Below are 14,055 nucleotides of genomic sequence, written 5' to 3' on the forward strand. Positions count from 1 at the left end.
AAGCACACACCCGCTGGCATGACTGGGTCGAGCTGGAGCCCGCACTCGACATCGGAGTCGAGCTCCTCGACCTCGACACCTGGTCCTGGACCCGGGACCCCCGTACCGACGACGTGCTCCGGGCTCTCGCCCGACTCGGCTCGCCCCGCGGCCACGACGAGCCGCTAGCTGCCACGATCCTCGCATGGCTGCTCAGCCCGGGAGCGGCCTCGATCGCCCGGCAAGCGTTGTCGCCGGCAGACTCGGGTGGTGCCGATGAGCTGACGGCGAGTGCGCTCTGGGTCGCGTGCCGCGAGGCTGAGTGGGAGAAGCCCGCCCCCGTCGCTCCGTGCGTCCTGCGGATTGTCCGCCGCGCCGTCCAGGCCGAGCTCGGCTTCGGCGAAGGCTGCAAGCGAGCCGACCGGGCATGGGCATTCGCCAACCCGTGGGACCCGCAGTGGGGTGCCTGGGAGATCGTCATTGATCCGCACCAGCCGTCGCCGAGCACGGCTGCATCTGAGCTACTCGAGCTCTTGGACGATGCCGTCAGATCTGAGGTCATCACCCCATCGGACCTCGAGCTTCTTGTGGACATTGCGATCGCGACCGACGAGTTGGAGCTTCACGAGGGAGCGCCCGCTCGGCGCCAAGCATGCGGGCTCGGAAGTCGAGCCGCCGCCACCGTCGTTGCCAATCGACTCGGCCTGCACGAGGTCACCATCCGGAGGCGACTGCGCCGCTGCCTCCACGACCTGACCGAGTTCGCGGCCGGGGCCCTTCACGAACAGGCCGCAGCGTGATCACCACACATGGCCGTTCGGCCTTGTGTGCCGAGGTGATGACGATGTCGAGCGACCACAACGAGATCGATGCGCTGTTCGACACAGCCGCGCAAGAGGGACCCGCTTTGGCCGACCTCGACGGTGCACTCAGCCGGCTCAAGGCCGCTCGGGCGGCCAAGGTCCGACTGTCGCAGCTGGGTGCGCCGGCACTGCGCAACGAGATCGTTCGCCGCGGCCGCGCGATGGGCGGCGGTCTCTGATGGCGTACTCCTTGGCCGAGCTCCAGCGGGCGGCCGCCGCGCTCGAGTCCGGCGAGTTCCAGACGGGACCGCCGGGTCAACGCCACACGCAGCCGACGCGCGAGACATGGGACCCCGCTGAGTCCGTCATCGTGGTCGCCGGCGCCGCAGCACGCGTGGGCGCCACAGTCGTCGCCATGGCCCTCGCCGAAACTGCCGGAACCGTCGTGCGCCTGGTCGAGGCCGGCCCGATGCACACCACTGGCCTGGCCGATGCCACCACCGCCGAGCTCGGCGTGCACGCGACCGGATGGCGACAGGGCCAACGCGACCTGGTGCTGATCGAGAGAACCACCAGCTCCCACGCACGTCCCGAGGACGTTCCGGCCCCGGTGCCGACCGAGCGGGCGTTGACGGTGGTAGACATCGGCTGGGACCTGACGCGTGTCGTCGCCTCAGGCTCTTGGCTCGCCGCGGCGCTCGCGACTTACCCGCTGGTCCTGACCACCACCGCCACGGCACCCGGCATACGCGCTCTCGAGTCCGCCATGAACGTGTGCGGGCGCAACGACGTGCACGCGATCGTGCTCGGCCCTGACCACAAGAAGTGGCACAAGACCGTCACCACTACCGCGGCCGCGACTGGCGCCGTCGTCCAGCTAGCGCAGCTCGGCCGACTCCACACGCTCCCGTACGACCGCCACCTCGCGATCTCCGGTCTTGACCGCGCCCCCCTGCCCCCCGCAGTCCTGCGGGCGGCGAAGTCGGTTCTCACTGCTGCTACTCACCCTCTGGAAGGAAACTCCCATGTCCGTTAAGTCTCTCGGCAACCAGCTCGTGACGCAGGTCTGCCCCATCGCTCCGCCGGGTGCCCAGGTCCACGTCGACCAGGTGCAGGGCTACGTGATGTGGGGCGTCATCATCATGATGGGCGTCGCCGCGCTCGTCGGAATCGGCGCGGTCGTTGGCGGCCGCATGTTCGCGATGACCCATGCCTCCAAGGTCGGCGTCATCTCCGTCGTGGTGGTCATGATCAGCGCGATCGCCCTGCTGATCGTTCCCGGCATGCTGCAGGCGATCCTCGGCGACGGCTGCGTGTGAGCCATGTTCGCCAAGCGAAGCAAGAGCCAGGAGCTGGCGGCGGTGATCGAGCCGTGGTCGCGTCAGCGACTGCAGGCCCTGCTCGCCGGCGCCGTGGCGCTGGCGGTGCTTCTGGTGCTCGGGCTGGGATACGCGACGGTGCGCATCGTGGCCTCGGCGACTGAGCCCGACTCACCTGACGTCGCCGAGATCGCCGAGGAGTTCCCAGCCGGACCCGATGGCGTCCGCGGGGAGGGCTACCGCGACGCCGTCGCGGCGACACCGATGCTCGAGATCACCGAGGCCGACCTTCGCCCCGCAGCACCCTCGCTCGAACTGGCGAAAACGTTGATGATGCCCGGGGCGACCGGCACCGGCATCGCTGATGTGCCGACCGGCTACCCCCACACCCCGGAAGGGGCGGTGGCCCAGCTGACCTCGATCGTCATCGCGGCGCTTCCCCCCATGGACACCGAAGCCGCGCGCTTCGTGTTCCAGAGCTGGTCCGACCCCAAGGCGGACTACCTCACATGGCCGATCGCTCAGTCGATCCAGGCCTTCCATGCCTCAGCCGGAACCACCAACGGCGACCCCACGATCGAGACCAGCGCCATCCCGGCCGCCGGTCAGATCAAGGGCACCGACGGCGACGACTGGGTCTTGGCATGCGTCCTGCTCGACGTGCAGATCTCGCTGGCCGAAAAGACCCGTTTCGGTTTCGGCCACTGCGAGCGGATGCAGTGGGACGGCACCCGCTGGGAGATCGCCGCCGGTACCACCCCTGCCGTCGCACCGTCGACCTGGCCCAACTCTCAGCGCAGCCTCGACGCGGGCTGGCGCACCCTCGAGCCGAAGGACTGACCCATGCGCTCCGCACTCGTGCAACCTGCAGCCGGCCCCCTGGACTTCCTAGGCCCCCTGAACCCATTCGGCATCGCCGGCGACGTCGTCGGCGAGGCCGCCGCCAACGCCTGGGTGGGAATCATGTGGGCCATCTTCGACTCCGGCCTGTGGATCCTGCGCCTGTGCCTGAGCGCGGTCGACTACTTCATGACCCCCGACCTCAGCGAGAACGGCCCCGCAGCCGACGTCTACAAGACAACCTTCTGGGTCGCGGCCACCCTGGTGACGTTGATGGCTGTCGCGCAGATCGGCGTGGCAGTGTTCCGCCGCGACGGCAAGAGCCTGGGCCGGGTCCTGCTCGGCGCCGGCCAGTTCGTCGGCGTCTGGTTCTGCTGGATCGCCTACTCCGTGGCCATCGTCGCCGCCGCAGGAGGCCTGACCAAGGCCCTGATGAAGTCGATGCTCAACATCGACAATTGGAACGAGTGGCAGCCACTTGGTTTCGGTTTCGGTTTCGTCGTCTCCGATTCAGTTCAGGTCGCCCTTGCCACAGCCATGGGTGTCATGGGGATCTTCCTCTGGGTCGCGGCCATCGGCCACTTCGTCATCATGCTCATGCGCGCGGTCGCCCTGTTGATCCTCGGCGGCACGTCAGTCATCTCGGCGGCCGGCCTGGTCTCGGAGTCGGGCAAGTCCTGGTTCTGGAAGTCGGTGCGCTGGTTCCACGCCGCCGCCCTCACCCCGGTCCTGAGCGTGCTGATCCTCGGCATCGGTGTGCAGCTGACCGCCGGCGTTGGTCAGGGACTGGCCGACTCGACCGAGAAGATGATCGGGACGGCATTCCCGGCCATCGTCATCATCGTCATCTCGATCGGGTCACCGGTCGTGCTGTTCCGGCTCCTGGCGTTCGTCGACCCCGGCACGAGCAGCGGCGCCTCCATGCGCGCCGGCCTGGACGCCGCCGGCGGTCTCGGTGGCCTGCTCGGTGGCCAGTCCGGTGGTGGGCAGAGCTCGGCGGCCTCGTCGTCGTCGGACTCGGGGCAGTCGCAGGGCGAGCAGTCGGGCAGCGACGCGACGTCGGCGCGGATGACCGGCGGCATCAGCAAGATGCTCGGCGCCTACGGGCAGGGGATCCAGGCGCTCACCTCGGCCTCGGGCAAGCTCTCGTCGGTCGGCGCCGACGAGATGAACCAGACCGCGGTCGGCAGTGGTGACTACTTCCCCGACCAGCAGGGCGGGTCTCGTCAGTTCAACCCCGACCAGCGCGACACCGCCGACACCGACGGCGAAACCTCCTCGCAAGGCGGCGGGAGCGGGCAGCTGCCCGCAACGCCGGCGCCGCCGAGCCCGCCCAGCTCGAAGCCACCCGGCGGTGGCGGCGCACCCGAAGGCGGTGGTGGCGCCGGTGGTGGCGGTGCTGCAGGCGGCGGCGGTGCCGCGGCCGCCGGTGGCATCCCCCCGGTCGCCTGACCCCTTTCCGACAACGACCAACGAAAGCAGGACACCATGAGCGCGACCATCTACAACGACTACGGCCGAGCACGGGTTGGCTGGTTCTTCGGCCTCTCCGGGCTCCAGGTTGGCGCGGTGACCGCGGCGGTGTTCCCGTCCATCATTGCCCTCTCCCGAGGGGCGGTGCTCGAGTTCTTCGCTCTGGCGTTCCTCGGCGCGCTGACGATCGCGCTGGTCGTGGTGCCGGTCAAGGGCCGGTCCGCGACAGGGTGGCTGGTCTCACTGGCGGCGTTCACGTTCGGGACGATGGCGGGACGGACCCGGTTCCGCTCCCGCGCTGCTCGCGGCCAGGAGTCGGCTCTGGCGGTTCCCGACCTGCCGGGACCGCTCAGCGGCGTCGAGGTCCACGAGGGTGCCCCGCGAGGTCCGCAGCAGGCACGCTTGGCGATCATCCAGAACCACTCCACGCGCACGTGGGCGATGACGGCGGCGATCGTGCATCCCGGGATCGGCATGGCCGACCCGTCGACCCGTCACCGGCACGGACTGGGGTTGGCCGAGTTGATCGAGATGAGCGCACGGACCGAGCTCATCGACGAGCTATTGGTCGCCATCCGCACGGTCCCCGACGACGGTGCCGAGCGCACCCAGTGGGTCAGCAAGCACCGCCGCGACGGTGGGCCGCAGCTGGCTCGCCGGATCAACGACGAGCTCCAGGAGGCGCTCTCGAGCGGTTCGGTGCGCACCGAGGCGTTCGTGACGTTCGTGGTGCCGGAGGGCCGCCTGGCTAAGGAGGCCAAGGAGGCCGGCGGCGGTCTGGCCGGGCGCGCGCAGAGCCTGTACATGCTCGCTGGGGAGGTCGAGGCACAGCTGAAGTCCTCGGTCAGGATGACCGAGGTGAGCTGGCTGACCTCGCCGGCGCTGGCGGCCGCGTGCCGGACCGGGTTCGCGCCGGGCGATCGGGCGAGCATCGTCAACGCACTCGACGCGGCCGCACGCGACACCGGCGTCAACGCTGAAGTTCCGTGGGCCCTGGCGGGACCCTCGGGCGCCGACAGCGTCGTGCGGCACTACTCGCACGACGCCTGGAACTCGGTCTCATCGACACTGAAGCTGCCCGACAAAGGCATGCTGATGGGCGCGCTCGCGCCGATCATCACCCCCACCGAACCGGGAGAACGGCGCAGCCTGGTGGTCTCGTTCCCGATCCTCGACCAGGCTCGCGCCGAGACCAAAGCCCGCAACAGCGAGTTCGGCGCCGACATCGCTGACGGTCTGCGCGAGAAGGGCAAGGTCAAGCAGAGGGCGCGCGAGCGTGAGGACGCCGACAAGGTGCGCCGCCTCGACACCAAGCTCGCCCGCGGCAGTGCCCTGACCCAGCCGTACGCCGTGGCCACGGTGACCGTGCCCAAGACCGTGCGCGCCGGCGAAGCCGGCCGCCGCCTGGATTCGTCGATCAGGCGCGCCGGGCTGTCGCCGCTGCGACTCGACCTGGCCCAGGACGTGGCCTTCGCGGCCTCGACGATCCCGCTCGGAGTCTCACTGGCCCGGGGGACGAAATGATGGGCACCAAGGGACGTGACATCGGCCGTCTGCTGTCGGACTTCGGTCACGAGCTGCCGGCCGCCGCGGTGGCCGAGGAAGCGGTGAAGGAGCCTCGCCTGTTCCGCCCGGCCCCCCGCGCCGGACGCTTCCAGCGCGACCGGGGCTGGTCGGCGAGCCGGGCGCCGGTGCTGCAGTGGCAGATGACCTCAGAGCAGACGCCGGCGTTGTGGCCCTGGATCTCCACACCCGGCCTGCCGCCCACCGGGGCGCAGATGGGCATCGACCAGCTCTCCGGCGCGGCGTTCTACGCCGACCCGATGGGCTGGGTGCTCGACGACTCGATTCCGGTCACCAACCCCAACATCATGAGCTTCGGAAAGCCCGGGCGCGGCAAGTCCGCCACGACCAAGGCGTTCTGCCTGCGGATGATGGACTTCGGGTACCGCACCCTGATCCTGGGCGACCCGAAGGACGAGTACGAGCCGCTGTGCCGGGCGTTCGGGGTTCAGCCGTTCAGCATCGGCCCAGGCATGTTGACGCGCATCAACCCGCTGGCTCTCGGCCCGCTGGGGCAGGGATGGGACCAGCTGGACGCCACGGAGGCGAAGGAGCGCTCCGCCGTGGTGTTCTCGAGGTGGCTGACCCTCGTGCGCGGGTTGGTCGGATCGCAGAAGGTCGGCGCCCAGCACGTGCCGTTCGGCCCGTCTGACGAAGTGGTCATCAAGCGGGCGCTGGAGACGCTCACCGGTTACGACCGGGGCAGCACCCGGCTGAAGGAAACGACGATCGCCGAGCTGTGGCACCTGCTCGACAGTCCGACCCCCGAGCTGGTCGCCTCGACCCGGTACGAGTCCGAGCGTCACTTCCTCGACGAGACGCGGCTGCTGCGCGACGCGCTGGCCCAGCTGGTCACCGGCGCGCTGGCCGGCCTGTTCGACGACCACACCAACATCGACATCGACTGGACCGCCCCGATCCAGTCGCTCAGCCTGTCGCGCCTGGAGCCGTTGGGTGAGGAGGCGACCGGGATCGCGCTGACCTGCCTCAACTCGTGGGGCCGGGGGATGCGTGAGCTCGCGGCCCCCGGTGACATGCGCGTCGTGGTGCGCGATGAGTCCTGGAAGCAGCTGCGCCTCGGTGTCGAGGCAGTCAAGAGCTTCGATGCCGACCTGCGGCTGTCGCGCCGCGACGGTGATATCCAGTTCGCCGTCGCCCATAAGCCGTCAGACCTGCTGTCGGCCGGCAGCGCGGGCAGCCAGGCCCAGAACATCGCCAAGGACCTGCTGCACCTGGTCGACATCAAGATCCTCCACGGCCAGGACCAGGGCGTCGCCAACGAGCTCGAGCAGCTGCTCGGGCTCGGGCAGATCGCCCGCAACCTCGTCACGGGGTGGGGCATGCAGGGCAAGGGCCGGGCGCTCTGGGGCGTCGGGGACCAGCTGTACCAGGTGCAGACCGTCCTCCACCCGGCCGAGCACCAGCTGACGTTCACCAACGAGAACCTCGCCGGCGCAGCCTGATGAAGTCCGCAGGGTGGATCGGCATGGCCATCGTGGCCGTGCTCGTCATGCCGCTGGTCGCCGTGGCGCTGATCGCCGGCGGCGCGATCGCACCAGCGGCGATCGCGTCGACGTCGTGCGGGGGACCGGTCGCGGTCACCGCCGGCGCCTGGCGCCCCCCAATGACCGGCACCTACCGCATCACCAGCACCTTCGGGATGCGGCTGCACCCCACCCAGAACGTCTACAAGATGCACGCCGGCATCGACCTGGTCGCCACAGGCTCCAAGACGATCGTCGCGGCCGCCGGTGGCACGGTCACCGAGGCCAGTTGGCGCGGCGGCTACGGCAACCAGGTCCTCATCGACCACGGCGGCGGCATCCAGACCCGCTACGGACACCTGGCACACACCCCGTCGGTCACGGTCGGCCAGAGCGTGCAGGCCGGCACCCCGGTCGGGGTCGAAGGCGCCACCGGCGACGTCAGCGGCGCCCACCTGCACTTCGAGGTCCGACAGAACGGCCAGGCGATCGACCCCAAGCCGTGGATGGCCGCCCAGGGCGTCGTCCTGGACGGGCGCCAACCGGTCGAGACCGTCGCAGCACCCCCGCCGGCCGCCGACGACGCCAGCGCCGGGATCGGGTTCGGCCTGCCCGCACCGGGCACTCCGGTCAAGCACTCCGCGAGCACACCGGCAGCACCCATCCCCGAGAACATGCGCCAGTTCTACGTCGCCGCGGCCGACAAGTACGTCATGCCCTGGACGCTGCTGGCGGCGGTCGGGATGATCGAGACCCGCCACGGCGCGCTGACGAGCGTCTCCAGCGCCGGCGCCCAGGGACCGATGCAATTCATGCCCGCCACGTTCGCCAAGTACGGCGTCGACGGCGACGGCGACGGACGCGCCGACATCACCAACGCCGCCGACAGCATCTACTCGGCCGCGAACTACCTGACCGCCAGCGGCGTCTCCAAGGGAGAGCAAGGCGTTCGGGACGCGATCTTCGCCTACAACCACGCCGACTGGTACGTCAACGACGTCCTGACCTACGCGCACGCCTACGGAGGCGGCACCGTCATGGGCGCCGTCGAGAACTGCGGCAACGGCAACGGCAACGGCGACCCCAGCCTGTCGCCACTGGCTGGCCCTCGAGCGGCGATCGTGCTCACGTGGGCCAACGCCCAGGCCGGCAAGCCCTACATCTTCGGCGGCACCGGACCGGCCGAGTTCGACTGCTCGGGCCTGGTCCAGATGGCCTTCAAGCAGATTGGCATCAACATGCCCCGCACCGCCGGCACGCAGCGCGACTGGCTCGCCCAGGGCAACGGATTTCGCGTGGAGCCTGGCCAGGAGCGCCCAGGTGATCTGATCTTCTGGGACTCCTACCTGGGCCCCAACCAGGTCGGGCACGTCGTGATCGTCAACGACCCCGCCACCCAGACCACGATCGACGCTCGCAGCACCAAGACGGGCATCGGGAATTTCTCCTACAGCTCCTCGGGCAAGAACATCTACGAGGTCTGGCGCGTCGGCAATGTCGACGCCCCCGCCTAATGAGCCGGTGGTGGAGTGATCACCGAAAGCGGGTTTTGGGCCTTGTGGAGTATGGCGAACTTGCAGCAGGACAGGCGGTCCAACCCCTACCCTTGGTCGTGGGAGATCCCCGTGGGGGTCGTGATCGTGGTCAGCTTCGTGCTGGTCATCACCGTGCACGTGGCCAGGGCCGTGGCGAATTGGTTCTCCGGGGCCCCGTGGTCGTTCCCGGAATCACGGTCGATCTTCACCAGCCTGCCGGCGATCCTGACCGGCAGTCCGACCGCAGGGCTCAGCGAGATCCCGGCTAACCACGCCTCCGGCACAGCGGTCATCGTCTGGGTGATCCTCCTCGAGCTGGTCGTCCTCGTGGCCACCACGTGGGGTGCGGTGGTGACGTTGCGGCGCTTTGGGTCGGGGCGCATCAGGGGCATGGCCACGCCCGTCGAGGTCGACCAGGTCCTCGGTCTGACCCGCCTGCGCCAGCACGCGCACATCGTGCGACCCGATCTGCACGCCGCGCCCGGAAGGGGACGGCGATGAAGACGTTCGACCCGACGCAGGTCGGTTGGAAGCTCGGCCAGGCCCATGAGCCACGCATCGGCAAGGAGCTGTGGGTGCCGTGGGACCGCACGACCGGCGTCATCGGCCCGCAGGGTTCGGGCAAGACGCTCGACGTGCTCGTGCCGGCGTTGCTCGGGGCGCCCGGCGCTGCGCTTGTGACGTTGACCAAGGTGGACGACCTGATGCTGACGATCGACGCCCGCTCGATCGACGACCGGCCGTGCGTGGTGCTGGATCCGTTCGGTCTCGCGCCCGGGCTGCCGGAGTTCGTCTTCGACCCGGTCGCCAGGTGCGTCGACCCGATGCTCGCCGAGCGCCGGGCGAAGGCGTTCACCGCCGGAACGGTCAAGGGCTCCTCGCACACCGACGACGCGGCACGGTTCTACGCTGCCGAGGCGTCCAAGGTCATCCAGGCGTTCTTCCACGCTGCCGCGCTGAGCGGCCGGGACCTCGACGACGTCCTGGAGTGGGTTGCCAACCCCCGTGCAGCGACCGAGCCGGAGGAGGTCCTGCGCGAGCACCCGCACGCCGCACCGTTCTGGCACGGGCTGCTGCAGGGGGCGCTCCGGGGCGATGAGCGCACTGCAGCAAACACGGCGACGACCGTCCAGCAGGCGATGTCGCTGTTCTTCCAGGGCGACATCCGTCGCCGCTGCGTCCCTGGCCGTGGGAGGCGAGCCACCGACGTCGCCGACGTCATCGGTCGCGGCGGCACGATATATCTCCTCGGCCGCGAAGACCCCTACGCATCGGCCTCACCGCTGATGACGGCAGTGGCCGAACACGTCCTGGACACCGCCCTCGAGCTCGCCAACAAGTCACCTCACGGGCGGCTGTGTCCGCCGATGGTGGCGGTGCTCGACGAGCTGCCGTCGACCGCGCCGCTACCGACACTGCGCACCCGCATGGCCAACGAGCGCGCACTCGGCCTGTCCTTCATCTACGCGGCCCAGACGTGGCGTCAGCTCGCAGCGGTCTTCAGCGAGCAGGAAGCTCGAGCGCTCTTTGGACTGACGAACGTTCTGGCTCTGTTCGGCGGCTCCAAGGATATTGTGTTCAACAAGGAGGTCTCCGACCTGCTTGGCCCAGTCCGGGTGACCCGGTTCAACTGGCAGAGCGGCGCGGTGGCTGGTCGCTCGAGCAGCAGCGACGAGATCCCCATCCTCACCGGCGCAGAGATCCGCCAGCTCGAGCAACGCCAAGCGCTGGTCATCGCCGAGAACGGGCGACCTGTCCTGGCCAAGCTGCATCGCTGCATTGACGGCGCCCCCGGTCGGGACCTGCTGCGGGCACAAGAAGCCGCACGAACCAAGGTCGAGTCCGCCCGCCATCAACGGATCGACCCCGCAGCCCGCGCCACCGCAGCCCTGGTCGAGTCACAGCGGCGCGGCTTCGGCAGGTGACCCACGTGACCACAGCACGCGAGGTTCCGGAAGCCGAAGACGGTCGTTTGGTCTTGCCGTTCCCGAAGCCTCCTCCGCGGGTACGGCTTGCCTATCGTGAACTGTCCATTGCTGCCAATGGCCGGCCGGAAGAGATCGCAGCGCTCGGGAACGTTAAAGATCTCCCGCGTCCCTGGTTGCCGGCGACCTGCACCGACCCCGTCCTGCGCGTCGACCTTTGGGAGTGGTTGGACCGCGTCGCGGCCTGGATCAACCACGAGTACGTCTTCGATCCGGCTGGCATCATCCCGACGTGCTGGCCACGCCACCCACACCTCGTCCACGAGATAGCCGTGCTGGCCGACCAACGGCACCGGGTCCATGAAGCACTCAGCAGCGACCTGATCGAGGAGTGGCATCGATACACCCTGCCGGCATTCCTGGAGCGCATGCGATCCAGAATGCAGTCACACTGCGAGCGCCAACACACCCCGTGGCCCTCGCGAAGCCGGTACCTCAACCACGTCTCTGATCCCGAGGTCCGCAAGCGCACTCGGGCGTACGCCGCTGACGTCCAAACACTGAGTAATGAGCCGGACCAAGCGGCGACGGTACAAGGCGCGCCCCGTCTCAGTGTCGTCGACACGCAAACGGGCGAACTCCTGGACTGATCTCTCGGTCCGTGGCTGCCGGGCCGGTCACCAGAAGCAAGGTTGAGTGTCGGTGGCTCTCTACGCGACCTCGCTACTATTCGACTACCGGCCCGTCGACGCTAAAGCCGGTGCCTTGGAGGTTCGAATGGCGACAGTCGAACAGCACATCGCGGCCATCGACTCGGCCATCTACGCGAACATCGAGTCGCTCGCTACCCAGCGCGGACTCCTCTCGCAGAACCTGCTCAGTCAATTGCGAAACCTCGTGGAGGGTGTGGCGGTCCGGCTCCACGAGGGGCGCGGCGATGCCGAGCACGACTACCAGGCGATCCAGGCGGCACTCGCATGGGTGAAGGCCGACGGGCACCTGAGGTTCGTCAGTAAGTTCCACGCGCTGCTTCAGCCATCCGTCTCGCACTACACCTTCGATGCAGACACATCCGAGCGCCTGATGCTCCGCTACTACGCGTACATGGTGCGTCTCCGCACGTTGTCTCATGACCGAGCCGGCGTCAGTATCCTCAGCAATCTCGAGGACTTTCCGCTCGACCAGGATCCGGCTCTCACCGAGTACCACGCCAAGATTGCTGCGCAGATTGACAAGCCGGGACGCGCCACATCTGCCCGATGGGATCGCTACTACATCCACAAGTGCCGCCCCTTCGTATCGAGCGGCCGCGTCTACTACGAGGTCACCTTGTACCGGGCCGTGAACCGGGTCAGCAAGTCCGATCGCATCGTGGGATTCACGGACATCGACATCATGGACAACTACTCCGCAAACCTCGGGCTCCAGGCGGCCAGTATCGAGGTTTTCGGTCAGCAGATGCCCGTGACCCTTATCCGCAACTGGGAAGTTTCGATTCGACCCTGCGAGCTAGAGCACTTCGCACGCATCGTTGGACGCGACGTCAAGAAGGTGCGCCCGGACTCTCCCGAGTACAAATCCGTCATGGGGAGCCTGACCGCTGGCTCGACCCTGTTGGACCTGGTGGATGCCAGCCCTGAGCGCTACGACGAGTTCAAGAGTCGTGGGACGGCGAGCACCCAGACGCCTCAAATTTTTCCGGCGATGGACGAGGCGCGGCGGATCATTCGAGCCAAGAAGCCCGGGCACAACACGCTCCGCTACCTTCTGCTCCGGATGCGTAACGAAGTTCTGAAGGCTCAGAAGAGTCCAACCCCGAATTCCCGGCTGTCCAGCTTGAACCTCGACTATGGATGCATTCCGTTCGACGAAATGCCCTTCTGCACCGCGCTTCGTGCGCACAATCCACGATTCTGGGACCTGATCACCACTCTCGACCCCAGCGAGCGAACTCACGAACTCTTGGCACGCCGCGTTCATCGCAACGTTGAGGATCAGGGAGTCCTGTACACGCCGATCTCTGAGCTCGAAGACCTTGGCGACGTGCGTGAGTTGATCGATGAATACAACTCCCGCCTGTATCACTCCCATCGTCCCGCGAGAGACCTTGTCCTCGACAAGGGTCATGTGTTTATACAAGGCTACGAAGACGAGACGCACGACATCGTCGTGAAATTGCAAGATCAGGCCGCTACAGGGGTGAGTGGCTACATGTACGCCGTTGAGCAATGGCTCGGCACGACGGCACATGTCGTCGACGACGACGCTAAGCGCGAAGCGCTCACGACTCTATTCACCGACTCTCGGGTGGCGCTTGTCTACGGTGCCGCGGGTACTGGAAAGACCCGGATGGTGGACCACATCGCCAACTACTTCGCTGACAGGAAGAAGCTCTTCCTGGCCAACACCCACCCGGCCGTCGACAACCTACGTCGCCGAGTCGTTGCGCCGAACGCGACGTTTCGAACGATTGCGAGTCACAAGTACAGTCCCAGCGGCGAGTACGACCTTTTGGTGATTGATGAGTGCTCGACCGTTAGCAACACGGACCTCTTGACCGTCTTGAAGACAACGAAGTTCAAGCTGTTGGTCCTCGTGGGTGACGTCTTCCAGATCCAGTCGATCAGATTCGGAAACTGGTTCAACATCATCAGGTCCTACATCGCGCCAGCATCTGTCTTCGAGCTGATCACCCCCTACCGCAGCTCCAACGACGCGTTGGAAGAGCTCTGGACGAAAGTCCGAAAGCTCGATGAGGGAATCACGGAAGCGCTTGCTCGAAACAAGTACTCCACAAGTCTGGATGCGTCTCTGTTCGCTAGCCGGTCGCCTGACGACATCATCTTGGCCCTTAACTACGACGGCCTGTACGGCATCAACAACATCAACAGGTTCTTGCAAGCCAGCAACCCTAATCCTTCAGTTACCTGGGGTCCTGCCGTCTACAAGGTCGGAGATCCGGTCCTGTTCGCGGACACCGATCGCTTCAAACCCCTCATCCACAACAACTTGAAGGGGAGCATCGTTGCTATCGAGGCTGACGATGCCAGGATCCAGTTCGACATCAAGCTCCAGCGACCGGTCACGGAACTCGACGTCGATGGCTACTTCGATCTTCAGTGGGTTGCTGACTC

Annotated in this window: 13 protein-coding genes; all 13 read left to right on the forward strand. The window is 67.4% G+C overall.

Annotated elements, in window-relative coordinates; all coding sequences use genetic code 11:
- On the forward strand, positions 1-779 hold a 779-nt coding region (locus ABD127_RS17090; protein WP_344203760.1), incomplete at its 5' end, for a hypothetical protein.
- Entirely contained in the window at positions 776-1,021 is a 246-nt protein-coding gene (locus ABD127_RS17095) for a hypothetical protein (protein ID WP_344203761.1), read from the forward strand. The genes ABD127_RS17090 and ABD127_RS17095, both read left to right, overlap by 4 nt.
- 11 nt (positions 1,022-1,032) lie before the next feature.
- On the forward strand, positions 1,033-1,818 hold the full coding sequence (locus ABD127_RS17100) for a hypothetical protein (RefSeq protein WP_344203762.1): 786 nt from the start codon (positions 1,033-1,035) through the stop codon (positions 1,816-1,818).
- On the forward strand, positions 1,808-2,101 hold the full coding sequence (locus ABD127_RS17105) for a hypothetical protein (RefSeq protein ID WP_344203764.1): 294 nt from the start codon (positions 1,808-1,810) through the stop codon (positions 2,099-2,101). Before ABD127_RS17100 ends, ABD127_RS17105 begins: the two co-directional genes overlap by 11 nt.
- 3 nt (positions 2,102-2,104) lie before the next feature.
- Entirely contained in the window at positions 2,105-2,941 is an 837-nt protein-coding gene (locus ABD127_RS17110; protein ID WP_344203765.1) for a hypothetical protein, read from the forward strand.
- 3 nt (positions 2,942-2,944) lie between these two features.
- Positions 2,945-4,393, forward strand: a complete 1,449-nt coding sequence (locus ABD127_RS17115) for a hypothetical protein (RefSeq protein ID WP_344203766.1) — start codon at positions 2,945-2,947, stop codon at positions 4,391-4,393.
- A 36-nt stretch (positions 4,394-4,429) separates the two neighbouring features.
- Positions 4,430-5,938, forward strand: a complete 1,509-nt coding sequence (locus ABD127_RS17120; RefSeq protein WP_344203767.1) for an SCO6880 family protein — start codon at positions 4,430-4,432, stop codon at positions 5,936-5,938.
- On the forward strand, positions 5,938-7,440 hold the full coding sequence (locus ABD127_RS17125) for an ATP-binding protein (RefSeq protein WP_344203768.1): 1,503 nt from the start codon (positions 5,938-5,940) through the stop codon (positions 7,438-7,440). Before ABD127_RS17120 ends, ABD127_RS17125 begins: the two co-directional genes overlap by 1 nt.
- The gene (locus ABD127_RS17130) at positions 7,440-8,975 is read left to right on the forward strand and encodes a peptidoglycan DD-metalloendopeptidase family protein (RefSeq protein WP_344203770.1); all 1,536 of its coding nucleotides are present in this window, start codon (positions 7,440-7,442) and stop codon (positions 8,973-8,975) included. The genes ABD127_RS17125 and ABD127_RS17130 overlap by 1 nt, the downstream gene beginning before the upstream one ends.
- Positions 8,976-9,086: 111 nt before the next feature.
- Positions 9,087-9,497, forward strand: a complete 411-nt coding sequence (locus tag ABD127_RS17135; protein WP_344203772.1) for a hypothetical protein — start codon at positions 9,087-9,089, stop codon at positions 9,495-9,497.
- 74 nt (positions 9,498-9,571) lie between these two features.
- Entirely contained in the window at positions 9,572-10,921 is a 1,350-nt protein-coding gene (locus ABD127_RS17140) for a type IV secretory system conjugative DNA transfer family protein (protein ID WP_344203773.1), read from the forward strand.
- Positions 10,922-10,926: 5 nt separating this feature from the next.
- A complete protein-coding gene (locus ABD127_RS17145) occupies positions 10,927-11,571 on the forward strand; it encodes a hypothetical protein (RefSeq protein ID WP_344203775.1) in 645 nt (214 codons plus the stop codon).
- Between the two features lie 52 nt (positions 11,572-11,623).
- Positions 11,624-14,055 (forward strand): AAA family ATPase (locus tag ABD127_RS17150; RefSeq protein WP_344203776.1); only part of this gene is annotated, 2,432 nt, incomplete at its 3' end.

Source organism: Aeromicrobium alkaliterrae, assembly GCF_039529015.1.
Taxonomy (GTDB): Bacteria; Actinomycetota; Actinomycetes; order Propionibacteriales; family Nocardioidaceae; genus Aeromicrobium; species Aeromicrobium alkaliterrae.

Excerpts from the sequence above, each read along its gene's own strand:
- ABD127_RS17105 (WP_344203764.1), top strand. The coding sequence starts at position 1,808 with ATGTCCGTTAAGTCTCTCGGCAACCAGCTCGTGACGCAGGTCTGCCCC.
- ABD127_RS17110 (WP_344203765.1), top strand. The coding sequence starts at position 2,105 with ATGTTCGCCAAGCGAAGCAAGAGCCAGGAGCTGGCGGCGGTGATCGAG.
- ABD127_RS17115 (WP_344203766.1), top strand. The coding sequence starts at position 2,945 with ATGCGCTCCGCACTCGTGCAACCTGCAGCCGGCCCCCTGGACTTCCTA.
- ABD127_RS17120 (WP_344203767.1), top strand. The coding sequence starts at position 4,430 with ATGAGCGCGACCATCTACAACGACTACGGCCGAGCACGGGTTGGCTGG.
- ABD127_RS17125 (WP_344203768.1), top strand. The coding sequence starts at position 5,938 with ATGGGCACCAAGGGACGTGACATCGGCCGTCTGCTGTCGGACTTCGGT.
- ABD127_RS17130 (WP_344203770.1), top strand. The coding sequence starts at position 7,440 with ATGAAGTCCGCAGGGTGGATCGGCATGGCCATCGTGGCCGTGCTCGTC.